This is a genomic window from uncultured Acidaminococcus sp. (assembly GCA_900538365.1).
Taxonomy (GTDB): Bacteria; Bacillota; Negativicutes; order Acidaminococcales; family Acidaminococcaceae; genus Acidaminococcus.
In genome coordinates this window covers 1-25820 of sequence record UPXT01000009.1, presented here as the reverse complement: position 1 = coordinate 25820, position 25820 = coordinate 1, and the positions used below count along the sequence as shown (strand labels likewise).

The following is a 25820-nucleotide window of genomic DNA, read 5'->3' as shown; positions in this document are numbered from 1 at the left end:
TGACATGAGTACCATCCGTGTATATAATACAATGACCCGCAAAAAAGAGGAATTCGTTCCTCTTCATCCGGGGAAGGTGGGCATCTACGTCTGCGGCGTCACGCCTTACAACCATCCCCATATTGGCAATGCCCGTCCTTTCGTTGTGTGGGACGTTATCCATCGTTTCCTTGAACATGAAGGCTACGATGTGACCCATGTACAGAACTTCACCGATGTGGATGACAAAATCATCCGTGAAGCCAATAAAGAAGGCGTGACGTGGGACGTCATTGCTAACCGCTATATCAAAGCCTATTTCGAAGTCATGGACAAGCTCCATGTGCGCCGCGCCCACGTTTATCCCCGCGTCTCCGACCATATTCCGGACATCATCCATACGGTGCAGCAGCTCATTGATCATGGGTACGGCTACGTCGTTGACGGCGATGTCTACTACCGCGTGGAAAAGTTTGAACATTACGGTGAACTGTCCGGCCGCACGCTGGACGATATGATGGCCGGTGCCCGTGTTGACGTGGACGAACGCAAGGAAAACCCCATGGACTTTGCCCTTTGGAAATCGGCCAAACCGGGCGAACCGTCCTGGGACAGCCCTTGGGGTAAGGGCCGCCCGGGCTGGCACATTGAGTGCTCGACCATGAGCACGAAATATTTGGGGAGCTCCTTTGATTTCCACGGCGGCGGCAGTGACCTGATTTTCCCGCACCATGAAAACGAAATTGCCCAATCTGAAGGCGCTACGTGCTGTCATCCTTTCGTGCGCTACTGGGTCCATAACGGCTTCATCACCATCAATGAAGAAAAGATGTCAAAATCCCTGGGTAACTTCTTCACTGTTCTTGACATCCTGAAGGAATATGAACCGGAAGTACTCCGCTACTTTATCCTTCAGACCCATTACCGCAGCCCCTTGGACTTTTCCGATGTGCGCCTCAAAGAAGCTAGCCGCAGCTTGGAACGGCTCCGCACGGCGGCGCAGAACCTCACCGAACTAAAGGGCGTCATCAGCGTTGGTCCTGATGAGGATAGTCTTGCCCTGCGGGAAAAGGTGACGGGCTTTGTGGAAAGCTTCCTCGAAGCTATGCGGGACGACTTCAATACCTCACTTGCCATCAGCTATCTCTTTGCCCTCGGCAAGGAAATCAACATTCTTCATCAGGCTGTCTTGACCGGCGGCCAAAAGCCGGATGGTAAGCTTGTCGATCTGATGGATAAAGCTTGGAAGGAAATGACCTCTATCATCGGTATCCTCGAAGAGGAGCCTGGCGCCAAGACCGAAGCCGTAAAAGAAGCAGACGGAGATGCAGCGGTCATTGAAGCCCTTATTGCGGAGCGTCAGGAGGCGCGGAAGGCAAAGGATTTCAAGAAAGCCGATGCTATCCGTGACGAACTTGCTCAAAAGGGCATCATCCTGGAAGATACGCCCCAAGGCGTACGGTGGAAAAGACAGTGAGATTTGAAACGTACAAAAAGATGCGGGACCACGCCCTTGCCGTCTGTGACGGACCTCTGCCGGACGTGGACCCCCATCTGATAAACCCCATTGAGCTGGCCTATATTGGCGACGCCGTTTTTTCCCTGTATGTGAGAAAGCGTCTCTTGCCCGTGTCCGGTCACGTCCAGGTCCTTCATGACCTGGCGGCCCGTATGGTTTCTGCTGTCATGCAGGCAAAAGCCATGGACGGCATTGAACCGCAGCTTACGGAAATAGAAGCCCAGGTCGTGCGCCGCGGACGCAATACGAAATCGACAGTTCCCAAAAGCGCGACTGTCCGCGAGTATCGGCAGGGGACGGCCTTTGAAGCCCTCATGGGATGGCTGTACCTTACAGGGGAAACGGCGCGCCTTGAAACGTTGATGAAGGCGTCTTTTACCCTGATTCAGCATGCCATGATGAACGAAAAGAGAGGATAACCTTATGATCAGCTGTAAATTGATCCGCCATACACCGGATCCGGACCGTACCGTTGCCATGAGTGCCCATCTGTGCTATTCCCCCATTGGGGCAGCTCAGATTGAAGAAGACATGACGGATGACCAGGTACGCCGTCTGGTGCGTCAGCTTGCCCGCATGGGGCATACATCCACGTTTGAACACGTAACGTTTACTTTTGCCATTGAAGGCGTATCCCGGGTGCTGACCCATCAGCTTGTCCGTCACCGGATTGCGTCCTATTCGCAGCAGAGTCAGCGCTACGTGAAGGAACATGACTTCGAAACCATCGTTCCGCCGACCATTGCTAAAGATCCGGCCCTGAAAGAAAAATTCGATGCGCTCTGCGGCAAGATCCAAATCCTTTACAATGAGCTGACAGAAGCGGGTATTCCCGCCGAGGATGCCCGCTATATCCTGCCCAACGCGACGGAAACCAAGATTGTCGTCACCATGAATGCCCGCAGCCTGCTGCACTTTTTTGAGCTGCGCTGCTGCAATCGTGCTCAATGGGAAATCCGGAACCTGGCCAACATGATGCTTGAAGAAGTGAAAAAAGTGGCCCCTATTCTCTTTGGAAATGCTGGACCGACCTGCATTACCCAGCGTGTGTGCCATGAAGGCAAGATGAGCTGCGGCCGTCTTGAGAAACTGTTGGAAATGGACCGTCAGAAGGCCCAGGATAAATAAGGAAATGCATCGCTTTTTCTGATCATAAAAAAGAAAGGACCGTGAACGTGTTCGCGGTTCTTTTTTGAAGGAGCAATGAGATGGGATACGATTCAATCGAAGAAATCCAGAAACAGACCCATGAATGGGCTTTTATCAAGGAACTGCCGGAGACCATGGGCGTTTTCAAGAAGAAAATAACGGATTACATAGAAGGTCAGATCCTGTTTATCTGCCGTTATGAAGCCCCTGAGCTTAGGGCGAGTGTCGATTTAACGTATTCGGCAGAAACCTTTGATTATATCTTGGTGCGGACCATGGGGCTCAATTCCTTCCGTGATGTCCGCCTGATCTATAAGGAACGGAACGTCTTTGAAGAAAAGACCAAGAAATACCTGCCCCTCGTCATCAGCAATATGGAACATCCGGAACAGGTGAACCTGGGTGAACTGTATGAAGCAAAAAAGGTCGATGATTGGGAGTACGGCAAAGCGCTGCCTCAAAAAATCGGGTCTTTTGAGCTTTACATCAAACCTAGCCGCGCCATTGAGCATATCAACGGGTCCATTATCCTCATCGACTATTCCGACTTTGTGCGACGGGATCAACTCATCATCATGTATAACCGCCTGCGTGACGAGTTTTTCGGTGAACTCAAGGTGAACAGTGTTTTCCGTACAACAACGAGCTTTGATGGACGGAACGTGAAGGAACTGGAAGAAAAACTCAAGAAGAATCTGGAACCGACCCTCAAGTGGATCAGTGAAACAGATCATACGATTTAGGAAAAGATAGAAAAGAAAGAGCGGAGCGCAAGCTCCGTTTCTTTTCATGCTAGGGCTTTACTAAGTCGAGTCAAAGGCATTTTTGAGGCATATAGAAAAAGAATAGAGAAGGAGAGCCCCCAACGGAACAATTGATATGTATTCGCTTTGGGGGCTCTTAAGAATTTTTGGGATTCAACTTTATGCTAAATGTAGAACGGAGTACTGAGAACAGACCCGATTGCCTTACCGTCGTCTTCGTCTCAACAAGAAAAGGAACTTAGAGAACAATATGAGCGCTTTGCACTGCGGAATTTTCCCCATGTCCTTTTTCATATTTGGCTCATTTGGATGTAGATGGGTCCAGATAGGAGAAACTTCTGGCCTCGTGCAGAAAATCGGCGCGATCTGTGTGCCGTTCAAAACGCCCCTTCCTAAAATTCTGTATCCATGGTACACTATAGACTGAATTCTCTGCGAAAACGATGGAGGCTTTTCCCTTGAACAGACATCTGAAGCGCTATCTTACGATTACAGCCGGTACCTGCGTTTCCGGTATTGCCATGAACGCGTTTTTCCTGCCGAACCATCTTCTGAGCGGCGGCATTACAGGGCTTGGCATGATCTTATACTATCTTTTTGGTTGGACCGTAGACGTGACGAACATCGTCTTTAACATTCCGCTCTTCATCCTTGCCTATAAACTGATGAGCCGGGAATATTTCGTCAGCGGTATCTACGGAACCTTCGCCCTTTCTTTCTGGATTCGCGTCTTTTCTTTCCTAAATGGCGCCGTTCCCGTCACTGACCCGATGCTCTGCAGCATTGCTGCCGGTGTCCTTCACGGCATCGGCCTTGGCACCCTTTACCGCGTTGGCGGCAGTACGGGTGGGACGGATATCATTGGCGGCATCATGCAGAAGTTTTATTCCATCAGCATTGGTACGACAGGATTCATCATTAATCTCATCCTACTATCCATTGGTGCCTACTGCTTTGGGCTGGCTCCGGCCATGTACACCATTGTTGCCTATTTTGGCGTGGCCAAGATGAGCAATGTCGTCAATGACGGGTTCAATCACAAGAAAAATGTTTTTATTATCAGCAATCAGAGCAAGGAAATTGCCGAAGCCATCATCAATCGGCTGGGCCGCGGGGCGACCTATATCGATGGGGAAGGCGCTTATACCCACGAAACGCGGAAGGTCATTTTCTGCGTTGTGAAACTTACTCAGGTGGCGCGCCTCAAAGATCTAGTCTCTCAGCTTGATCCTGACGCCTTTATGATTGTTCAAGATGCGCGGGACGTTATGGGGCGGGGCTTTACCAGGGAAAAGAACCACAACATCAAGCGGCCCATCGATTTGCAGTAAAGGAACGAAAACGCTTTGCTTCTTTACGGGATTTGTGCCAACAAGATTGGTTTCCTGTGAGGATTAAAAAAAACAAAGGGAATGAGGCCCTGCCGCAAAGAGCATAGCCATGAACGACGAATAGAGACTGTGAGCATAACGACTCACAGTCTTTTTCATAGGCTGCCCCCTCTTGAAAAATGTCAAAAAGTCAAATATAATAAGAGAAGATCATCAGCGGAGAGGGCTCTTTGGGTCCTTTTCCTTTTTCCAACCTTTATCAAGGAGGCATCAACATGAGAAATATCGCCGATGTCATAGAACAATTTATTATCAGTGAGCTTTTTGCCAATGAAGAGGATTCCATCAATGTCAAAAGAAGCCAGCTTGCGGAAAAGCTTTCCTGCGCGCCCAGTCAAATCACCTATACCCTGACAACGCGTTTTACCCCGGATAAGGGCTTTGAAGTGGAATCCAAACGGGGCAATGGGGGATTCATCCGTATTGTCCGTCTGCCTCAGGAGCGAAGAGCTAAAAAAATATCCCTGCCGTCTCAGAGCGAGTCGGCCGAAGGCATGGTGGACGCCCTCGTGGAGCATCGCATGATTACGATGCGGGAAGGCCGCCTTCTATCTTATTTCCTTTCATTCCTTGGGGATCACGTGACGGAAAAGGATAAGGAAAAGATGATTGCGTCTGCTTACCAGTCCCTGACCAAAGGAGCCTGACCGTGGCTAAATCCGTAACCAAGTACGTCTGCCAAAAATGCGGCTACGCGTCCGTCAAATGGCTGGGAAAATGTCCGGAATGCGGGGCCTGGGATTCCCTTGTAGAAGAAGTGGATGCACCCGTTGACCGCCATCGCCCGAGCTATCTCAAAACAGCAGAACACGTGGCGCCCAAGACGCTGCGTGAAGTAGATAAGGTCAAGGTCAGCCGCATACCCACGGGCATCAGCGAATTTGACCGGGTTCTTGGAGGCGGCATCGTCCCGGGATCCCTCATCTTGTTAGGGGGCGCACCGGGCATCGGGAAATCAACCATTACCCTTGATGTATCGATGAAAGCAGCCAATCGCGGGATTCCCGTCCTTTATGTATCCGGCGAGGAATCAGAGGCCCAGACGGCGATGCGGGCTGAACGCCTTGGCACGGCGTCCGATGCCTTAAAAGTCATGACCGCAACGGAGCTTGGCACCATTTTGGTCGAAGCAAGAAAGGATGCGCCCAAACTGTTGGTCATCGACTCCATCCAGACCATGTACAACAGCGAGCTTGAAACGGCCGCCGGAAGTGTGGGGCAGGTACGGGAGTGTACGGCTAAGCTCCTTAATTTTGCCAAGGAATCAAATATCGCCATCATCATTATCGGTCACGTGACAAAAGAAGGCAACATTGCCGGTCCCCGCCTTCTGGAACATATGGTGGACGTCGTCCTTCAATTTGAAGGGGATCGTTCCTATACATATCGCGTCCTGCGTGCCCTCAAGAATCGCTTTGGCTCGACAAGTGAATGCGGCATCTTTTCCATGGAAGCAGAAGGCCTCCAGGAAGTGAGCAATCCGTCGGGACTGTTCCTTGAGACAAAGGAAGCACCCGTACCGGGGTCCGTCATTACCGCCACAATCGAAGGCAACCGGCCCATTCTTGCTGAAATCCAGGCCCTGGCCGCCCATACGCCCTTTGGCATGCCGCGGCGGACCGCTGTAGGCGTTGATTATAATCGGGTCAACATGCTCATTGCCATTCTTGAAAAACGCATGGGTATGAACTTTGGGGACCAAGATGCTTATGTAAGTGCCGTTGGGGGCATGAAAATCACGGAACCGGCAGTAGATCTTGCCATTGTGGGTGCCCTTGTTTCAAGCTACCGCAATGTGCCCGTTGGGCCAGGCATCCTCTGCTTGGGGGAAGTGGGGCTTACAGGCGAACTGCGCCGTGTAGGGCTTACGGACCGGCGCATCAAGGAAGCAGCCCAGCTGGGCTTCAAGCGCTTCATCGTGCCGCGGGGTAGCTTTATGAAAGGCAAAAAGGCACCCGCTGGTGTGGTCGAATGCCGGACTGTTGAAGAAGCCATTGGGGCCATGTTCCAATGAGCAACAAAATAAGGACGGAGGCTCATCGCACAAACGCGTGGCTTCCGTCCTTTTTTCACTTACTCACCAAAAAATTCCACAATCTCGTGGATGGCAAGAGCCATCTGCTTGGGGTTCTGGAACGGGTGGTTGGCTCCTTCGACAGGGATAAAGGTAATGACGTTATTTTCGGCAAAGGTCTTTGCTTCTTCAAAAGGAATCATTTCATCCTTTGTGCCATGAAGAATGATGAGATCATCGGCGAAGTCAAAGAATTCGCTTTTCCGTACATCATGGGTCTTAAGATCATCCAGAAAAGCCTGATCGATTTTCATCTTGCGGTCAAAGCCAACCAGGATTTCCTTGCCTTTTTTGAGGGCTGATCGGTCCGCTTCCGTAAGGTAGCGGTTCATGCTTTCATCAATCGTGACAGCTGGCGCACGCAGGGCAATGCGGGAAAAAGGATTGCCTTTACTGAGGAGAAACCGCAGCGTCACATAGGCCCCGAAACTAGTGGAATAGTTATAGACTTTTTCCGCGCCCAAGGTCTTTTTGGCATAGTCCGTGACGATGGCAAGGTATTTCAGGCATTCGTCCATGAGGAGCTTTTTGCGTGCGTCCTCGCCATGACAGGGAAAATCAAAGGCAATGACCGCATCGTCCTTATATTTGCTGGTCAGGTGCTGCGCAAAATTCGTGATGCCTGCCGTGTCCTTGCTGCTGCCAAAACCGTGGGTCACAACGGCAGCCCGCTTAAAGCTGCGCTCGTTCTTGCGGCTGTCATGGCAGAAAAAGCGGCAGCGGATACTGCAGCCTTCCTCGTTGATCTGTAGTTTCTTTTCGATCATGATGATCCTTCTTTCCTTGTTGGTTCAAGGGACATTATACTCGCCGCCAGCTGATTCGGCAAGGAAGGCGCGCTGCAAAAGAGCACGCTTATTTTGTGTCGTTGACAACACTGCGGCCGTATAGTATATTTATTTTATATGAGTGTGAAAGATAATCGCGGCAGCGCAAGCTGATGAGGAAAGTCCGAGCTCCATAGGGCAGGATGCTGGATAACGTCCAGTGAGGGTGACCTTAAGGAAAGTGCCACAGAAAACAAACCGCCGGCTCGCCGGTAAGGATGAAACGGTGCGGTAAGAGCGCACCAGCGGCCAAGTGATTGGCCGGCTTGGTAAACCCCATCCGGAGCAAGACCAAATAGGGAAGGGATGAAGCGGCCCGCTGATCCTTCCGGGTTGTGTCGCTTGAGTCCATAGGCAACTATGGAACTAGATAAATGATTATCGTAACAGAACTCGGCTTACTGATCACTCATATCCATTTTCGAATTGTACAGGAGGAATCTTTATGGAAATCATCAATATCTCTGATAAAGCAGCCTTTGATCAACTTGTTAAGGAAAGCACGAAACCGGTCATGGTTGATTTTTGGGCGACCTGGTGCGGCCCTTGCAAGATGGTGGCGCCCGTGATTGCGCAGATTGCAGCAGAACGGGATGATGTGCAGGTTGCCAAGGTTGATGTGGATCAAGTTCCTGATGTAGCCAGCGAATTTGGTATTGCAGCCATTCCGACGGTTGTTTACTTCAAGGATGGCAAGGAGGCTCATCGCTTTGTCGGCGTCCAGTCGAAAGCCGCCTATTTGGATCCTCTTCAAAGCCTGTGATTTGTATGATGAAAAAACTATCCATTGTAGTTCCTGTCTTTAATGAACAAGAAAATATCCATGAGTTTTACAGGCGCGTTACGGAAGTAATGGCGCCTTTATCTTATGATTATGAGCTTCTTTTCATCGATGATGGTTCCCGTGACCAAAGCGCGGCCATGATCCGTGAACTGGCAGATAAAGATCCTCACGTGGAAGGCTATCTGTTTTCCCGTAACTATGGCCATCAGCTGGCCCTTACCTGCGGCCTGGAACATGCCAAGGGGGATGCCGTCATCTCCATGGATGGAGACTTGCAGCATCCGCCGGAAATGATCCCGGAACTCCTTTCCCTCTGGGAAGCGGGGTATGAGATTGTACAGACCGTCCGCAAAGCGACGGAAGACGCCACCTTCTTCAAGAACATCACGTCAAGCCTTTATTATAAGCTCATCAATACCATGAGCGAAGTGCGGATTACCCCGGGAGGTTCTGATTTTCGGCTCATGGACCGGAAAGCGGTGGACGCACTTAATTCCTACCATGAAAGGGCCCGTTTTATCCGTGGGATGGTGAATAATCTGGGCTTTCGGACGACGACCCTGCCTTTTGTGGCACCGCCGCGTTTTGCTGGTCATTCCAAATTCAGCCTGAGGAAAATGCTGCGTTTTGCCTTGGATGGGATTACGGGCTTTTCTCGGGTTCCCCTGCGTCTTGCCTTTTATGCAGGACTCATTTTTGGCATCGGCAGCCTGCTGCTCCTTCTCCATGTCCTTTATGCCTGGATTATGGATGAAGCCGTGCCTGGATGGACGACCCTTGCAGCCGCCGAGTTCTTTCTCGGCGGAGTGGAACTGATGGGCATTGGTATCGTTGGTGAATACGTGGGACGCATCTTTGAGGAAGTCAAGCATCGACCCCTTTATATCGTGCGGGAACATATCAAACACGGAAACAAAGCGGTGGACGCAATCGCGCATATCATTAAAAAGTAAGAGCCAGAACTGCGAAGAAACAAGAAATTTCTCCGCAGTTTTTTGGTAGGGGAAGGGGAGAGGCGGCAATTGGGGAAGGATAAAAGGCACACACTGCTGACCGAAGAGAGCGGAGCATAGAATGGCGCCTTTTGGTCCCTTGACTGAGTATGGAGAAGAAACGGACCTACGGTTCCCTTATTGGCGCCGTCAGTACAATCTTTTGCCATTTTACTCTTTCAGCTTTACAGCCAGTACCACAGGCACTGACCAAATGCGTTTTTTTTCTCCTATTTCTTGAACAAAATGTGACATATTGGACTTTTTTTCCTTCCATTGCTATAATGTGAAGTGCAGAAATCGTTAAATTAATAAAACCGAATCGTAGGGATACGAACGGAGGACCCAATGTTGGGGTGAATTTCCTTTCTTTTAGGAATAGGGTGTCTCGACCCGAACCCGGCAGCTAACTTCGTAGGTGAATCGAGAGGGTGTGTTCATTATTTTAAAACGGATGATGCTGGGGGCTGTTGCCGCCTTTATGCTGAGTTTTGCTGCCGTCCCTTTCCAGAGCGCGGATGCAGCGGCATTTCATCAAGGCGAATCAGGGCCGGAAGTGGCCGCGATTCAGGAAAAACTGCTCATGGAAGGGTATGATATTGGGATTCCTGATGGGGTCTACGGCGAAAGGACCGTTGAAGCCATCAAAAAATATCAAGCCAGCATGGGCCTTGAAGTAGATGGCATCATTGGTGATTCCACGTACATGAAACTTATGGGAAAAAGGATGCCCCAGTATGCAGGATATGGGGTAAGCCGCGGACGTTCCTATCGTGGCAGCGGGGCAGCCAGAAGACTGATTTCCCGGGCCTTTGAGTACGTAGGTGTACCCTATGTCTTTGGAGGAACAACGCCGTGGGGGTTTGACTGCTCCGGCTATACGCAGTATGTCTTCCGTCAGATCGGCGTCAGCATCCCCAGAACAGCGGATACCCAGTATTACAGTTATCCAAAGGTCTCTTCTCGGAACCTTCAGCCTGGTGACTTGGTCTTTTTTGAAACGTATGAACCAGGTCCTTCCCATGTCGGGATTTACATTGGCGATGGTAAGATGCTTCAGGCTGGTTCCAGTACGGGCGTGACCGTTTCCGATGTGTTCGGCGGCTATTGGGGTGCTCGCTATATTGGGGCGGCCCGGGTCCTTTAAGCTGCAAGCGGTAAACGGTAAACTCAATCCTGGTTTTCAGGGTTGAGTTTTTTTATGTCTTCTCTTGAAATACGATGCAAAAGAAAGGAACGTTATGGAACCTTGTACCCTTTGCCCTTTTGCCTGCGGCGTTGTGCGTCCGCTTCATGAAGGCGGACCTGGCCAGTACGGTGTTTGTCGCTGCGCCATGACGCCTAAGGCGGCACGTGCGGCTCTCCATCACTGGGAAGAGCCTTGCCTCAGTGGGGAAAATCCTCAAAAAGGCGGCAGCGGTGCGGTCTTTTTTTCAGGCTGCACGCTTCATTGCGTCTACTGTCAAAACAGTGAAATCAGCACGGAAAACCACGGCTGGGAAGTGACGGCGGATCGTCTCCGGGCCATTTATCAGGAGCTGATTGACCAAGGCGCCTATAATATTGACCTTGTGACAGCAACGCAGTATCTGCCCACCATCCTGCCATCGCTTACGCCGACCCTTCCGGTCCCCGTTGTCTATAACACAAGCGGCTATGAACGGGTGGAGACCTTGCGGCTGCTTGAAGGAAAGGTCCAGATCTATCTTCCTGATCTTAAATACCATGATGATGCCCTGGCCCAGCGTTACAGCCGCTGCAAAAACTATTTTGCCACAGCGTCCAAGGCCATCCTCGAGATGTTCCGCCAAGTGGGGCCTTATGAGCTTGACGAGCGGGGCATCATGCAAAAAGGCGTCATCATTCGCCATTTGATCCTTCCTGGTCACGGCGAGGACAGTATGCGCCTCATCGACTGGATTGCCGATACCTTTTCCCCCGGCGACGTCATGGTAAGCCTCATGCGCCAATTCATCCCCTGCGGCACGGCTGCCCAGTACCCGGAAATCAATCGCAAGCTCACAGATGAGGAATATGAAGAAGTGGAACTGCATTTTCTGGAAAGCCGCATCGAAGACGGTTTTATTCAGGAAAGTCCCGCCGCTGATGACAAGTTTATTCCGGCCTTTGATGGTACGGGCATCTTGCCTTAAGGATGCGGCTTTCTATCTGCTGCCGCCTATGGTAAGATAAAAAGAGAATGAACTTCCCTTTTGGGGGAAGAGGTGAGGTGTCTTATGCAGAGAGTCCCCTTAGATCGTCTCATTGTTAGTCACAACCAAGAAGACCAGCGAATCCATCCCTACTATGATGGGATGGTCACGGAGGAGCATGGCCTGCCCCTTGACGTTTATTACGAAATCATTTGGAAAAAGCGGCTCGGCTTCAGTAACTGGCATTGGCATGAAAAAATCCAGATTCTGCTTGCCATCCAAGGTGATATGGCAGTGATGCTGACTGACCAAAAATTTGAACTTCATCCTGGGGAAGGGCTCATCATGAATGCTGGGCAGCTTCACCGCGTGATTCCTCGGCAGCAAAAATCAGGCATCCTTGTGTGCCTGAACCTGAGCCCCAGTACCCTAGGTCTTCGCAGTGGATCGTATATAGACCGGAATTTTGTCGAGCCCTATACAAAAAATCCGGAATTTACGGCCGTCCATCTTCATCCCCTGATTCCTTGGTGCAAGAAACTCATGGACGAGGTGCAGGGCGCGTATCTTATCAAGCGGGGAGGGGAGATGGGCTGCGAAGTGGACCTCATGAGCGTCATGTATCGCATTTGGTCCCTGTTCATCAAGAATGTGACCTTTACCAAGGCCAAAAAATCCACATCAGCCCGTCATCAGTCCATCACAAAGACTCTTATGAGCTATATCAAGGCCCATTACCATGAAAACTTCGCCATTACAGATCTTGCAGCCTTTACAAGTTACAGCGGCAGCGAGTGCTGCCGGATTTTCAAGGAAACGGTCCACGAAACGATTTACCAGTTCCTTAATAAATACCGCCTTGAAAAAGCTGCGGTCCTTCTGCGAAATACGGAGCTTCCTGTCAGTGCTGTCGCACAACGAACAGGATTCAGCTCGACCAGTTACTTCATCAAATGTTTCAAACTCCAGACCATGCGCACGCCGCTGCAGTTTAGAAAAGAGCTTCATAAGTAAATGAGTTCCTATCCTGGCCCCCAATTGAGTGATTCATTCACTCAATTGGGGGATTTTTTTGCGTAAAAAGGCGGCACGAAGAGAACAATAAAAGCCTATAATGTTCGGATAATACTAGTGACTACAACATACCTAATCCAATCACCACACGACCCATCATAATTACGGATTGTGTCAATAATCTTTCGCAAATTCATTTTCAGCCGTCGGTGTACAGGGTTAACTGGCAGTGAACTGGTCATCTGCCTGGCGTTGAAATTCAAGTTCAAACAGATGGTCCATATTCAGGTATCTCTTGGATCCCCAGTCTGTTGCTGCTACATGGCGCAACCGGGTACAGACCAGCATCAGAGCGCTCTGGCCATCTGGAAAAGATCCAATCGCCTTTGTACGGCGCTTGATTTCCCGATTGACTCGTTCCGTGGTATTGTTGGTTCGGATTCGATTCCAGTGTTCGCTAGGATAGTCCATATATGTTAAGGTTTCTTCGATGCCTTCTTCCACTTTCTTGGCAGCCGCAGTTAGCTTCAATTTCCGAAGCTTCTCAGCAACCAGTGCAGCCTTTTCACGGGCTGCGGCTTTACTTTCCTGAGAATGGATTGCCTTCACCATCATAGAGACTGTACGCATCTTTGTTCTGGGCGTGACGGTAAATACATTTCTGTAGAGGTGTACAGTACAGCGGTGATATCGCGCATCAGGGAAGACCTCAGGAATGCTTTCCAGCATGCCAATGTACTTATCTCCAATGATGAGGCCAATGCCTTTAAGGCCTCTTTCCTTGAACCAAAGTTCTTCCAGCTTTCACGGTCTTCTTTCATGCCCTCGGCGGCACCCAGGATCTCTCGATAACCTTCATGATTCACGCCAATGGCTACGAGAATGGAATCGTTTTGAATCTCACCGCCCCAGCTTTGCTTTAGCTATACACCGTCAACGTAGACGTAGGGGTACTCCTCTGTAAGCGGGCGAGAACGTCATTCTTCGATGTGTTCATAGGCTTTCTTGTTGAGATTACTGATGGTTCCCGGAGACACCCTGGTTCCCCAAAGAGCTTCTGTGATGTCCGCTACTCGGCGAACGGAAACACCGGCTAAGTGCATCTCGATCAATGCCTCTTCAACGGAGCATTCACGACGCTTGTAACGCTCTATGATGGCAGTTTCGAACTGAATGCCCTTGAGCTTGGGAACCCTGAGAGTCGTATCACCTGAAGTGGTTGAGAAGTTTCTCTCATAATGACCAGAGCGGTAGCCCTTTCGGTCACCGGAACGCTCATACTTTTCTGCGTTGACGAGTTCGTCAGCCTCATGATCGAGCAGAGCATTAAGGGTCTCTTCGACGTTACTGCGTACTAGATCTTTGAGATTGTTCTTTATGAGATCCTCATTGAATTGTATGATACTATCAGATATAGCTATAGCCTCCTCGGTGGGTTTTGTGTGGTAACTTAATTTTACCGACGGCAATGGACTATGTCTATTTTTATATGAAACTGAATTTGCGAAACTTATTATACGTTATCGCCCTAAAAAGACAGTACGTCAATCTCCGACCGATTTTGAGAGCTCTCTGTGCCTTAGCAATAGAGGAGCAAAAAACTTGACCGGGCGCTAAAATGATCCGCCTTACCAAGGCGGGGGTATCCACCAAGCAGGCTTGGTGGGTGGTGGATGAGGAGGGACGTTTTTTGCCTCGACGTCTCCAAACGAACGGTAGTGAGGAACATTTTTCGATGGTTCAAGGCTGCCTAGCACAGCTTGCTGTGCTAGGCAGTCCGAAGAACCGTGTTATCGAAAAATCAATTCGGCGCCTACGACCGATAGGGAGGTTTGGGACGGCGTGTTCTGTTCGGGTCTTTTTCCTTATTTGTCCTTATTATCCTTTATCGTCACACAAAACCTACATCTTGAATCAACACGCACTTTATAAATTAATGAAATAAAATGATGTTTTTCATGATCTATTTCATATTTAATAATTATTCTTGAAATTATGAGTGATTTGTGTCCGTTTTAATGGACTTAAAAAGCTTGATTAAAATAATTGGAGGCGTATAATGGTGATTAGAAATATGTACGGAAAACAACAATCTGATGAAGCAAGATGAATTGATAGAACAAGGAAGGTGATCAGCAGCTATGGCTTTTTCGGACATGCTTCCTCTGGCAGCCAAGGCAAGTCGTCAGTCGCGTACGGAATGGCTGCCATTATGGATGCACCTGCGTGATACGGCAGGTGTCATGGAGTATCTTGTTAATCAGTGGCTTCCTTGTTCTATAAAAAAAGTAATTTTCCCACAAGAGGAGGACCCTATAAGAAAAATTGCGGTCTTGTTAGGAGCAACCCACGACCTTGGTAAGGCAACAGCCCTCTTCCAGAGTATGATTCTTAGGAATTTAGATGGCGTAAAAGAGCGTCTTCAAAAGATGGGCCTTCCTATTTCAGATAACCGCATTTTCAGGGAAAAAGGTAAATCTAGACATCCAATTGCTGGGGAAGCTATTTTATTGGAAGCGGGATTTCCCCTCTGGTTTGCTTCCATCGTGGGGAGTCACCATGGAAAGCCCCATGAGAAAGGACCGTCTAAATGGTTCGAAACCCAGCTGGATCCATTTAGCAGTACCTATGTAAATTATTTTGATGATCCGAGAAAAGATGTAGAGGATAAGTGGAAAACGTTTCATAGGCAAATCATTGAGGAAGCACTAAATTTATCAGGTTATGACAGCCCTGAATCACTTCCCAATCTATCGATGCCTGCGCAGATGCTTTTAAGTGGGTTATTGATTATGGCAGACTGGATTGCCAGTAATACTGAATTCTTTCCTCTTATTTCTATCGATGATCGAGGAAAGGAATCAGATTATCCTACAAGAATCGAAAGGGGACTCGAAAGGTTTCAATTGCCTTCTGTATGGAATCCAACATGCTTTGGCATGGATGACCAAGGGTTCCAGACTCGGTTCGGGTTTACTCCAAATGCGGTACAAAAAGAAATGCTTACTGCCGTGCAGGAGTCAAAAGATCCAGGTATCTTTATATTGGAAGCACAAATGGGCGTTGGAAAAACAGAGGCGGCACTGGCAGGTGCTGAGCTATTAGGAACATTACATCAATCCGGAGGATTGTTCTTTGGGCTGCCTACACAAGCAACGAGTAACGGTCTTTTCCCTAGAATCAAGCAGTGGGCGACAGGAGAAGCAAACGCAGATGAGGAAGTCTTGAGTATTCGTTTGGCTCATGGTGCAAAGGACCTGAACGCAGATTACCAAAAAGTGTTTCACGGCAAAGCTGTGGTCGGCGAAGACTGTGAAGAAGATTCTCTTATGGTTCATCCCTGGTTTGAAGGAAATAAACAAGCCTTATTGGCAGACTTTGTTGTTGGAACCGTTGATCAGTTGCTCCTTAGTGCCCTTAAGCAAAAACATGTGATGCTGCGGCATCTCGGAATCGCAGGAAAAGTTGTTATTGTAGATGAATGTCATGCCTACGATACGTACATGAATCAATTTCTAGAAAGAGCCCTAGTTTGGCTTGGCGTATATGATGTCCCTGTGATTTTGCTTTCTGCTACGCTGCCATACGAACGCAGGACTCGGTTGATTCAAGCTTATCTAGGCCTTCGTGATCAGGCTGCTTCTAAGCAAGAACGAGAAGCGTGGATGACAAACAAGGCCTATCCTTTATTGACCTGGACTGATGGAAAAACAGTAAGGCAAAAACAGATTCAGGGTCATTTTGAAAAGAAAAAAATATCTTTATATCGTATCCATGATCAGGAGATTGTCACACTGCTTGAAAAGCAATTAGGAGAGGGAGGATGCGCTGGAATCATCGTGAATACGGTGCGGCGCGCCCAGAAAATCGCCGCTCTTCTAAAAGAAAGTTTAAAGAACTATGATATACTATTATTTCATGCAGGCTTTACACGAGGCAGAAAAGCACTTATAGAAAAACAACTGATCAAGAGAATTGGGAAAAATTCTTCTTTCGAAAGAAATCATTTCATCGTTGTAGGAACACAAGTGATGGAACAGTCTCTTGATATTGACTTGGATCTTTTGATTACAGACTTGTGCCCCATGGATTTACTGTTCCAAAGAATCGGAAGAGTGCACCGGCATAAAAGAATCCGGCTGGACAATTTGAATTCGCCCAAAGTCTATATTCTAGGGGCAAATGATAAGGAACTTCTGGAAGAAGGAACAAGTGCCGTATATGATGAATTTCTTCTGGAAAGAACAAAAACAATATTGCCCAATGAGTTCGTCATCCCTGACGAAATATCGGAGTACGTACAAAAAGTCTATGATGAAACCTATGAAATCCCCATCAAAAATGAAGCCGAGATTGTAACCGCCTATAAATTGAAATTGAAGAAGAAAAAGGATGCAGCTCAATCCAATTGTCTGAAATTACCAAGTCGTTCCAAGTTATTTGCTGGTCAAGACACGTTAGAAGGGCTGTTGACCAATTCTTCCAACTATAATGATGTACAGGCTGAAATGAGCGTACGGGATGGCATTGACAGTGTTGAAGTGATTTTGCTAAAGCAAGGCACTCAAGCAAATGAATGGCTTGATCCCAATGGGGGAACCATATCTTATTATTCCGACGATGGCCTATCAGATGAAGAGGCCACGCAGATTGCCAATTTCAAATTGCGTTTGCCGACCTTATTTGGAAAACCTTACATGATTGGTCAAGTGATTCAAAGTCTGGAACATAGTTCGGCTAATAGATTTAAGCTATGGCTTCATCATCCCTACCTATCAGGGAATTTATTTTTGACCTTGGACAACGCTGGAAATGGTGAACTCGTTGGATATCAAGTGAGTTATGATGGAACAACCGGATTTCAGTATAGAAAGGTGGAAGAAAATGAAGGAACGTGAGTTTAATCTTATTGAGGAGCCTTGGATTCGGGTCATGAAAGAAGATTTGCAGGTGGATACACTTTCTCTGAGAGATACATTATTTCGATGTCAGGAATATATGGATTTAGGCGGTGAAAACCAACCTCAAAACTTTGCCATGCTGCGTTTTCTCCTTGCCCTGACCTATACCGTATTTTCACGAGTTGATGAAAAGGGTCATGAAAATGATATCAGCGAAATTGCAGATCCCGATGAAGCAAAAGATGAGGTCTTGTGCAGATGGCGTGAGTTATGGAATTTGGGCCATTTTCCACGGGAACCGTTGGAAGAATATCTTGAAAAGTGGCATGATCGGTTTTGGCTTTTTGATCCTAAAAGACCTTTTTGGCAGGTACCTCAGATTGATAAGGGAACTCAGTATACAGCCTCTAAATTAGTTGGTGATGTATCGGAAAGTAACAATAAGGTGCGCATATTTGCGGCGAGAGCAGGCTCTGGGATTCGCTCTGTTCCTTATGATGAGGCAGCCAGATGGCTTCTTTATGTGAATGGATTTGATGATACGTCCGCAAAACCGACGAAAAAGAATCTACCTTCTCCCGGGGCTGGTTGGGTCGGTAAACTTGGAATGATTTATACTGTTGGGGAGAATTTATTTCAAACCATTTTGTTGAATCTTACATTGTTGATTGATGGAGAAGAACTATGGGAAACTTCAGCTAATCCAACATGGGAACAGGAATTGCGAACAGAAGAGAGAGTTCCAATCAGTGTTCCCGGAAATCTTGCTGAACTTCTTACCGTTCAGTCCAGAAGATTGCACTTGCGAAGAAGTAATGGTGAAGTGAATGGTTATTCTTTGCTTGGGGGTGATTTCTTCTCGAATAGTGGAAAAGATGGAGCTTTTAAAGAGCAGATGACGCTGTGGAATTCGCCAAGAGATTTGAGCAGAACGCCCTTTCATCCTCAGAGAATTTCTGTGGGAAAACAAGCATGGCGTGATTTTGGTAACTGCTTTGTTCAGGAGAACCAAGAAAACAACAAAATCAATCGGCATACGCCAGGGATTGTCGGCTGGATTCGCACGTTACAGGAAAAAGGCCTCTTGGTAGAAGATGTTCCTCTTTATTTTCGACTGATTGGAATGGAATATGGAGATAAGGACTTCTTTATCAATGATTTTAGCAGTGATACACTGGCCATTTTTCCTAAAATTATTTCCAGTAAGTATATGACAATTCGGGTGGAAATAGAAGAACAAGTGAATAAATGTCAAGAAGCATCAAATGCTCTGAGTCAATTACTTGAGCAAATCAAAATTGCATCAGGGGGAGATGCTGAAAAGTCATCCCCTAAATCAGATTCTCTATTTTATTATGCCGTTGATATTCCGTTTCGGAATTGGCTTTTGAAAATTCATGGACCTGTAATGGATGATAAGTCTGCGTTTAGAGAACTTATAGATGAATGGGAGAATCAAGCAAGAGAAATTGCACTCACAATTGCAGCAAAGGAAGAAGAGAAAGCGGACTTAAAATCTTATGTGGGAAAAGTCGTCAATGATTCAGCAAAGGGCACGAAACGTTTGTATTCGCTTCCTTTAGCGGATCAATTATATAAAAGAAAAATCTATAAAATTTATCCGAAAGTAGGTGATATGCAGTGACTGTGACGAATGATGTAGTAACTTGTATCGAGAGAAAATTGGCCTATTATCAAAAAAACAGGGAAAGCAGCACGGTCAAATCTGAACTTGCCCTATTGCGACATGGCATTGGAAAATTCCCCGGTGAAGTCCCTCAGGTGTGTGGGATGGTTTTTAAGGATTTGCCTGAAAGCCTGCAGGGAAAGGGAGAAAATCCAAGTTATGCCGAGTGGGCCTTATATGCAGCACTGACCTTATTTTCCTTTCATCAACAGGGAAAAAGTAGTTTTATGCATGCTAAGGGGGTCACGCTTGGTAAAGCTATTCGCCGCTTAGTTCCTTACGGAGATCAGGAGGCGGAAGAACGAACCTTACGAAGGTTTAACCAAATGGCAACATCATCGGATATGGATGAACTCTCTCATCATTTGCGCGGGATGATCTCCCTTTTGCGAAGCCGTGATATCCCGCTAGATTATGCTGCACTGGCACGTGATTTATTTCTGTATCAAACCATCGAATTACAACCCAAAGTACGTCTGAAATGGGGACGTGACTACTATTACTATCAGAAAGAAACCAAGGAGGAAAATCATGAATAATAATGTATATGTCGACATCCACGTACTGCAGACTGTTCCACCGAGCTGCATTAATCGGGATGATACGGGAAGTCCTAAAACTGCTGTTTACGGAGGCACAACAAGAGCCAGAATTTCTTCTCAAGCTTGGAAGCGTGCCGTACGAAAAGAGTTCCATAAGCGCTTTCCAAATGAAGAATTAGGACTCAGAACGAAACGAATCGTTGAGTTAGTGAAACGAGAACTTCAGAATTCAGATAGCTCTCTTTCTGATGAAAAGGCTGTAAAAAAAGCCGTTGATGGGTTGGAAAAAGCAGGACTCAAGATAAAAGATCCTTCAAAGGGGACGGATGCTCTTTTCTTTATTAGCATGGGGCAAGTACGCACCATTGCAGATTTGATTATTTCAGGTGAAGAAGATAAAAAACAGTATAAAAATGCATTGAAAGAAGTCCCCTCCATAGACATGATTATGTTTGGCAGAATGGTTGCAAGTGATCCGTCTTTAAATTATGATGCAACGGTACAAGTAGCTCATGGCATTTCAACTCATACTGTACATAACGAGTATGATTACTTTACGGCTGTCGATGACTGCAGTCAAGATGAAGAAGCAGGCGCTGGTCATTTAGGAACTGTTGAATTTAATTCATCGACCATGTACCGATTTGCAACGATTAACGTTCCTGAACTTTCTGATTATGTAGGCACTGAAACAGGAAAAGCCGTACGCGAGTTTCTCGAAGCATTCATTTATTCAATGCCAACTGGCAAAGAGAATACCTTCGCTAATAGGACGCTTCCATTTGCCATCTATATTACCGTAAGGAATGACCAGCCAATCAACCTGTGCGGGGCTTTCGAAAGACCTGTAAAAGCTGGTCAAGATGGCTATGAAGAAGCTTCTGAAAAAGCCTTTGTAGAATATGCGAAAGAATTATATACCAAATATGGAAACGCCCCTGCTTATTCCTTTGGAATGGGCACCCAGATTTCTTCTTTGACAGAGACTGCCTCCGTTCCTGCTATTTTGGATAAGCTGGAAAAGGTCATTAACGAGCAAGTGGGGCCGGAAAAATGAGTACCTTGTTATTGAGATTCGCTGGCCCGCTTCAATCTTGGGGAGATGATTCTCGTTTTAATCATCGGCGTACCTATTCGATTCCTACAAAAAGTGCAGTCATTGGTATGATAGCGTCTGCCTTGGGAAGAGATAGAAGTGCCAATGTAGAAGACTTGGTTGCACTGCAGTTAGGAATCCGCGTTGATCAGCCAGGTGAAATTATTTCTGATTTTCAAATGGTGCATGGACCGAAGCAGGCTGATGTAACTAATAGGGATTATATCAGCGATGCCATCTTTCTCGTAGGACTGATGTCGGAGGATAGGGGGCTTTTGCAGCAAATTATAAATGCCTTGGCTCATCCTAAATATCCCTTGTTTTTAGGAAGAAGAGCTTGCCCACCTAGTTATCCCTTAATTATTGGGATCAGAGAAAAACCACTGGAAGAGGCTCTTTTAGCTGAGCCTTGGCTAGCATCTACATGGAGACAGCCTCAACTTAACAGTGAATTAAGAATCGTATTGGAGGGTAACGCAGATTCGATTGACAGCCTCCAGCATCGTCTTCGTGATATTCCTATTTCCTATGATCCACGGAACCGAATTTATCAATATCGGTATGTTAGGGAGGCGGGTCATGTGAATAAAAACAAGACTGCCCAAACAGAACATGATGCTTTTGAGGAATTGGAGTGATGCTGATGTATATGACAAGAGTAAAGTTAAATCCAGCAAAGAGAAAAACATTGTTTGCTCTCTCTAACCCCAATCTCATTCATGGCGCTCTGTGTCAAGCCTTTGATGATCCTCGTGAAAAAAAGTTGTGGCGCATTGACCAACTTGCAAGTGGTGTCTACTTGCTGATTATTTCTTCGTATAAACCAGAATTACAATCTTTTGTCGACCAATTTGGCTTTGAAGGGGCAGCCAATAGTTGGCAATGTAAGGAATATGACCCTTTTATTGACAAGTTGAAAGAGGGCAGTAAATGGCACTTTCGTTTAGTTGCATGCCCTACCCATAGCGTTATGGATAGAGAAAATCCAGACTCTAAAAGAGGAAAAGTCTACCCACATGTAACGCCTAAATATCAAAAGCAATGGCTTCTTGATCGATGCGAAAAACATGGAATGGAGTTGAGTGATGATTCTTTTCAGATAATGGCTGACAGAACCTTTTCGTTTAAAAAATTAAGTTCAAATCAAAAAGTGACGTTGCTTTCAGTTACATTTGAGGGCACTTTGAAAATAACAAATGTTGACCTCTTTAAGGAATTATTGATTCAAGGAATCGGGCGCGGAAAAGGGTATGGATTGGGCCTTTTAACAATTGCTGGGCAAATAAAATGAAATCCAATATTCCCGGAATGAAACGACCTGAATTGCAGACTTTACCTCAAATCAAGGACCGTATGACGTTTATTTATATAGAACACGCAAAATTAAATCGAAAAGATAGCGCTATAACGGTATTTGACAAGTCTGGTATAATCTACCTCCCCGCAGCTTCCATTTCTGTGCTGATTTTAGGTCCAGGCACCGATGTTTCTCATCAGGCGATGGAATTAATGGGTGAATCTGGTATTAGCACAGTTTGGGCGGGAGAACACGGTGTGAGATATTATGCTAGTGGTGCTGCTTTGACACATCGATCCGCTTTGTTGATTGAACAGGCAAGATGTGTTTCGAATCAGCGCCTGCATCTTGATATTGTGAGAAAGATGTATCAGCTTAGATTCCCAGATGAAGATGTATCAAAATTGACCATTCAACAACTTAGGGGACGTGAAGGTAGCCGTGTTCGCAACATTTACCGTAAAATGTCTAAACTGTGGAATGTTGAATGGCATGGAAGAGAGTATGACCACGATGATTATGAAGTGGGGGATACTGTGAATAAAGCCCTTTCCATGGCGAATACTTGTCTTTATGGATTAGCACATGCTGTAATATGCGCATTGGGCTGCTCGCCCGGTCTTGGATTCGTTCATGTAGGCCACGATTGTTCGTTCGTATATGATATTGCCGATTTGTATAAAGCTGAAATATCTATTCCTGCCGCTTTCGAGGCTGCCTCTGAAAACCGTGATAATTTAGAAGGTTTTGTTAGGCATCTAGTGCGGGACTTATTAGTGCGCAAACATATTCTTGAAAGAATGGTAAAGGATATTCAGTATTTGTTAAGTGAAACATCTCCCTCTCATTCTGACGAAATTCAAGCGGTTTATTTATGGGATGATAAGGTCGGAGTCGTATCCAATGGAAAACAGTATTCGTCTGAACAGGAATAAAAATGGTTGTTGTAACAGTAACAAATTGTCCTCCCGGCTTACGCGGAGATTTATCTAAGTGGCTTTGTGAAATCAATGTGGGTGTCTATGTTGGAAATATTTCAACAAGAGTTAGACAAAATCTTTGGACTAGGATATGTGAAAATCTTAGTAGTGGCCAAGCCACTATGGTCTATCCTGCCATGAACGAGCAAGGACTTGATTTTAAGTCGTGGAATTCTACCTGGCAGGCAGTTGACTATGATGGCATCAAATTGATGAAACATCCCTTGTCGTGTGAACCAAATGCGAATAAAGGGAAAAACTATCATAGCACCGCTTATAGTCATTTGCTTGCAAAAAGAAAGCTGGCTAACGACAGGAAAGAATATTCCCGTTTGAATTATACTGTTGTCGATATAGAGACAACAGGGCTTGATCCCACAAAGGATCAAATTCTAGAACTGTCAGCTGCTAAAGTAAGAAAAGGAGTGATTGAAAGTAGTTATTCTCAACTTATTGGAGTAACTTGTTCCATTCCAGCAAATATCTCACAGTTGACAGGAATATCAAATGAAATGATTGAAGCAAATGGTGTTGAATTAAAGTCTGCTGTAGAAAAATTCTTGACTTTTATTGATGATGACCAGCTTTTACTATTCAATGCATCGTTTGATTTGAACTTCATTAATCAAGCGTGCAAATTATACGATTATCCTATCATAGAAAACCATATTATTGATCTGTATAAAGAAGCTCGCAAAACTTTTCGATATTTATCAAACTACAAGTTGGAAACAATTGCTGCTTTTCTGGGACTTTCAGAACAAAAACATCGAGGTCTAGATGATTGTATTTTGATGCACAACGTATTTCATCAGTTGAATGAAAAACTGATTGCATCAAAAGAAAAAACGTGATTAGTACTACATTTTTTTAGTGTATTCCCCGCGCATGCGGGGATGAACCCAAGGTCCAGCAAGTCCTGCGTGAAGTCGACGAGTATTCCCCGCGCATGCGGGGATGAACCTTCTTTTTTGAGCAGTTGGCAAAAAGGGCAAAGGTATTCCCCGCGCATGCGGGGATGAACCTGTGGCCACCATAATGGTAAAACCATAGATATAGTATTCCCCGCGCATGCGGGGATGAACCTGCTCATTATTACCTATCTCCTTTCATACTTCTGTATTCCCCGCGCATGCGGGGATGAACCGTTGCTCAGTCTTACCAGTTTGTCAGTCGCCATGTATTCCCCGCGCATGCGGGGATGAACCTATCCGTAGTAAGCACTACTGATGGCTCCTGGCGTATTCCCCGCGCATGCGGGGATGAACCTCGGCGGGGCATCTGCCGAGAATCATAAATTTGGTATTCCCCGCGCATGCGGGGATGAACCTCTTAGATGGACTAAAAGGAGGGTAAACAATGAGTATTCCCCGCGCATGCGGGGATGAACCCACGCTGAAACGTCCCACAGCGCTGATGGCTTTGTATTCCCCGCGCATGCGGGGATGAACCCTATGCTCCTCTCTTATCCATCGGAAAGAACAAGTATTCCCCGCGCATGCGGGGATGAACCCAGAAACATGGGCGTGTGCAGGCAGCTCTGCCGGGTATTCCCCGCGCATGCGGGGATGAACCTATACTCCAAGTCAACGGCTGTCCACAAATCCAGTATTCCCCGCGCATGCGGGGATGAATCAGAGGTGGTCATCATGGAATCCAATTCAAAAATTACGGCTTTACTTGGTTTGTTAATGGCACTTCCCATCACACTTTTTTGGACAGGCGTATCTGGACTTGGCATCACACTCGTTTGTCTTGTGATTTTCCCTTCAGAATATTTTTTACAAGCAGCACTCCTTTTTACCACACTCTTTTTTATCATTCTAAACGTCAATGGCTGGCGTGAACTACGAAGGTAGGCTGTTTACAAGCTAACCACTCCATAAGTATTCTCCGCCCATGCGGGGATGAACCTGTAGGTGTTAATCGACGACGAAATTTGAAGAGTATTTCCCGCGTATGCGGGAATGAACCCCATTTTCAGCATTTGGGAATGGTAGCGGCTCGAATGGGGATGGGCTGTCTAGCCAAAGCACTTTTAGTGATGAGGTTGTTATTATCTTGAACAGGGGGGCGACGTTTTTGATAACGAAGGTTGAAAAATACACAAATTCAGGTAAGATATACATTGACCTTGAAGTTATTGATAGCCAAAAATAAGGGAGGACATCTATGAAGAAAGAAAATCTTAGCCGTTATGATAGCGAAGTATGGAGCGACAACTCCAAAAATTGCGAGCAATGCAAAGACTGTATTTTTACGACGATTGAGGAATACCAAAAATGTACTTGCGAGATATACACTGATATGTATGATGACCCAAAACCCAATGACGTTATATTCAAAGGAACTCCGTGCAAGTATCATCAGCGTTGCGAGTATTCCCCGCGCATACGGCGATGAAACTTTTTCGCCTAGACGTTCGGCTTCCCACAGAAAGTATTCCCCGCGCATGCAGGGGTGTCACCATGCTGTCTGATGTACTTGTCCGGAGTCATCGGGTATTCCCCGCGCATGCAGGGGTGTCCCTTGTACTAAACCTAGACTTAGCAGCGAACTCCTGTATTCCCCGCATCTGCGGGGTTGTTCTTTTTGAGAAATGTATGAAAACTTAATGGTTGATTGCAATAGCAAATAGGACACTAGACAAAAAGTTTATGAGGACGTTTTC

22 protein-coding genes, 1 other RNA gene, 1 pseudogene, 1 CRISPR repeat array and 1 riboswitch are annotated in these 25820 nt (G+C 46.6%); of the genes and pseudogenes, 22 read left to right on the top strand and 2 right to left on the bottom strand.

Going from position 1 to position 25820, the window contains the following annotated elements; genetic code table 11:
• Positions 1-4 precede the first annotated feature (4 nt).
• From cysS to radA, 7 genes are all read left to right on the top strand, one after another.
• On the top strand, positions 5-1456 hold the full coding sequence (gene cysS / locus QZQ08_RS03210; RefSeq protein ID WP_296327769.1) for a cysteine--tRNA ligase: 1452 nt from the start codon (positions 5-7) through the stop codon (positions 1454-1456).
• Positions 1441-1917 (top strand): Mini-ribonuclease 3, encoded by a 477-nt coding sequence (locus QZQ08_RS03205; protein WP_296327767.1) that lies wholly within the window; start codon positions 1441-1443, stop codon positions 1915-1917. Before cysS ends, QZQ08_RS03205 begins: the two co-directional genes overlap by 16 nt.
• 4 nt (positions 1918-1921) lie before the next feature.
• On the top strand, positions 1922-2626 hold the full coding sequence (gene thyX, locus QZQ08_RS03200) for an FAD-dependent thymidylate synthase (RefSeq protein WP_296327763.1): 705 nt from the start codon (positions 1922-1924) through the stop codon (positions 2624-2626).
• Positions 2627-2706: 80 nt separating this feature from the next.
• Positions 2707-3390: a hypothetical protein gene (locus tag QZQ08_RS03195; RefSeq protein ID WP_296327760.1), complete on the top strand. Its 684-nt coding sequence runs from the start codon at positions 2707-2709 to the stop codon at positions 3388-3390.
• Positions 3391-3869: 479 nt separating this feature from the next.
• On the top strand, positions 3870-4742 hold the full coding sequence (locus tag QZQ08_RS03190) for a YitT family protein (RefSeq protein WP_296327757.1): 873 nt from the start codon (positions 3870-3872) through the stop codon (positions 4740-4742).
• Positions 4743-5017: 275 nt separating this feature from the next.
• Complete coding sequence (locus tag QZQ08_RS03185) at positions 5018-5449, top strand: CtsR family transcriptional regulator (RefSeq protein WP_296327754.1); 432 nt, start codon at positions 5018-5020, stop codon at positions 5447-5449.
• 2 nt (positions 5450-5451) lie between these two features.
• A complete protein-coding gene (gene radA, locus QZQ08_RS03180; protein WP_296327751.1) occupies positions 5452-6816 on the top strand; it encodes a DNA repair protein RadA in 1365 nt (454 codons plus the stop codon).
• A 59-nt stretch (positions 6817-6875) separates the two neighbouring features.
• Here the strand turns inward: radA and QZQ08_RS03175 are convergent, their stop codons facing one another.
• Entirely contained in the window at positions 6876-7643 is a 768-nt protein-coding gene (locus QZQ08_RS03175) for an alpha/beta hydrolase (RefSeq protein WP_296327746.1), read from the bottom strand.
• 139 nt (positions 7644-7782) lie between these two features.
• Between QZQ08_RS03175 and rnpB the strand changes: the two genes are divergently transcribed.
• The 6 genes from rnpB to QZQ08_RS03145 all read left to right on the top strand — a co-directional run bounded on the left by rnpB (position 7783) and on the right by QZQ08_RS03145 (position 12646).
• An RNA gene (gene rnpB / locus QZQ08_RS03170) (RNase P RNA component class A) lies at positions 7783-8119 on the top strand.
• 29 nt (positions 8120-8148) lie between these two features.
• Positions 8149-8466, top strand: coding sequence for a thioredoxin (gene trxA / locus QZQ08_RS03165; protein WP_296327742.1), 318 nt, complete (start codon positions 8149-8151; stop codon positions 8464-8466).
• A gap of 5 nt (positions 8467-8471) precedes the next feature.
• A complete protein-coding gene (locus QZQ08_RS03160; protein WP_296327739.1) occupies positions 8472-9440 on the top strand; it encodes a glycosyltransferase family 2 protein in 969 nt (322 codons plus the stop codon).
• Positions 9441-9784: 344 nt separating this feature from the next.
• Positions 9785-9914, top strand: a riboswitch (cyclic di-AMP (ydaO/yuaA leader).
• Positions 9913-10626 carry an NlpC/P60 family protein gene (locus tag QZQ08_RS03155; protein WP_296327736.1) on the top strand — a complete coding sequence of 238 codons (714 nt, stop codon included), beginning with the start codon at positions 9913-9915 and terminating at the stop codon, positions 10624-10626. It overlaps the preceding riboswitch by 2 nt.
• A 94-nt stretch (positions 10627-10720) precedes the next feature.
• Positions 10721-11632: a 4Fe-4S cluster-binding domain-containing protein gene (locus tag QZQ08_RS03150; RefSeq protein ID WP_296327733.1), complete on the top strand. Its 912-nt coding sequence runs from the start codon at positions 10721-10723 to the stop codon at positions 11630-11632.
• 84 nt (positions 11633-11716) lie between these two features.
• Positions 11717-12646, top strand: a complete 930-nt coding sequence (locus tag QZQ08_RS03145) for an AraC family transcriptional regulator (RefSeq protein ID WP_296327730.1) — start codon at positions 11717-11719, stop codon at positions 12644-12646.
• A 219-nt stretch (positions 12647-12865) separates the two neighbouring features.
• On the opposite strand, the pseudogene QZQ08_RS03140 reads toward QZQ08_RS03145, so the two are convergent.
• Positions 12866-14061 (bottom strand): annotated as a pseudogene (locus QZQ08_RS03140) (IS256 family transposase).
• A 726-nt stretch (positions 14062-14787) separates the two neighbouring features.
• Here QZQ08_RS03140 and cas3 point away from each other — a divergent pair.
• From cas3 to QZQ08_RS03095, 9 genes are all read left to right on the top strand, one after another.
• On the top strand, positions 14788-17544 hold the full coding sequence (gene cas3, locus QZQ08_RS03135) for a CRISPR-associated helicase Cas3' (RefSeq protein WP_296327727.1): 2757 nt from the start codon (positions 14788-14790) through the stop codon (positions 17542-17544).
• On the top strand, positions 17531-19192 hold the full coding sequence (gene casA, locus QZQ08_RS03130; RefSeq protein ID WP_296327726.1) for a type I-E CRISPR-associated protein Cse1/CasA: 1662 nt from the start codon (positions 17531-17533) through the stop codon (positions 19190-19192). Before cas3 ends, casA begins: the two co-directional genes overlap by 14 nt.
• Before the next feature lie 38 nt (positions 19193-19230).
• Positions 19231-19773: a type I-E CRISPR-associated protein Cse2/CasB gene (casB, locus tag QZQ08_RS03125; RefSeq protein ID WP_296327723.1), complete on the top strand. Its 543-nt coding sequence runs from the start codon at positions 19231-19233 to the stop codon at positions 19771-19773.
• Positions 19766-20833 carry a type I-E CRISPR-associated protein Cas7/Cse4/CasC gene (gene cas7e / locus QZQ08_RS03120; RefSeq protein WP_296327721.1) on the top strand — a complete coding sequence of 356 codons (1068 nt, stop codon included), beginning with the start codon at positions 19766-19768 and terminating at the stop codon, positions 20831-20833. The genes casB and cas7e overlap by 8 nt, the downstream gene beginning before the upstream one ends.
• A complete protein-coding gene (cas5e, locus tag QZQ08_RS03115) occupies positions 20830-21510 on the top strand; it encodes a type I-E CRISPR-associated protein Cas5/CasD (protein WP_296327718.1) in 681 nt (226 codons plus the stop codon). Before cas7e ends, cas5e begins: the two co-directional genes overlap by 4 nt.
• Before the next feature lie 5 nt (positions 21511-21515).
• The gene (gene cas6e, locus QZQ08_RS03110; protein ID WP_296327716.1) at positions 21516-22163 is read left to right on the top strand and encodes a type I-E CRISPR-associated protein Cas6/Cse3/CasE; all 648 of its coding nucleotides are present in this window, start codon (positions 21516-21518) and stop codon (positions 22161-22163) included.
• Positions 22160-23104: a type I-E CRISPR-associated endonuclease Cas1e gene (gene cas1e / locus QZQ08_RS03105; protein WP_296327711.1), complete on the top strand. Its 945-nt coding sequence runs from the start codon at positions 22160-22162 to the stop codon at positions 23102-23104. Before cas6e ends, cas1e begins: the two co-directional genes overlap by 4 nt.
• Before the next feature lie 2 nt (positions 23105-23106).
• On the top strand, positions 23107-24003 hold the full coding sequence (cas2e, locus tag QZQ08_RS03100; RefSeq protein WP_296327707.1) for a type I-E CRISPR-associated endoribonuclease Cas2e: 897 nt from the start codon (positions 23107-23109) through the stop codon (positions 24001-24003).
• Between the two features lie 21 nt (positions 24004-24024).
• Positions 24025-24785: a CRISPR direct-repeat array (repeat unit 28 nt; unit sequence GTATTCCCCGCGCATGCGGGGATGAACC).
• A 13-nt stretch (positions 24786-24798) separates the two neighbouring features.
• Positions 24799-25008: a hypothetical protein gene (locus QZQ08_RS03095; RefSeq protein ID WP_296327703.1), complete on the top strand. Its 210-nt coding sequence runs from the start codon at positions 24799-24801 to the stop codon at positions 25006-25008.
• Positions 25009-25820: the final 812 nt, after the last annotated feature.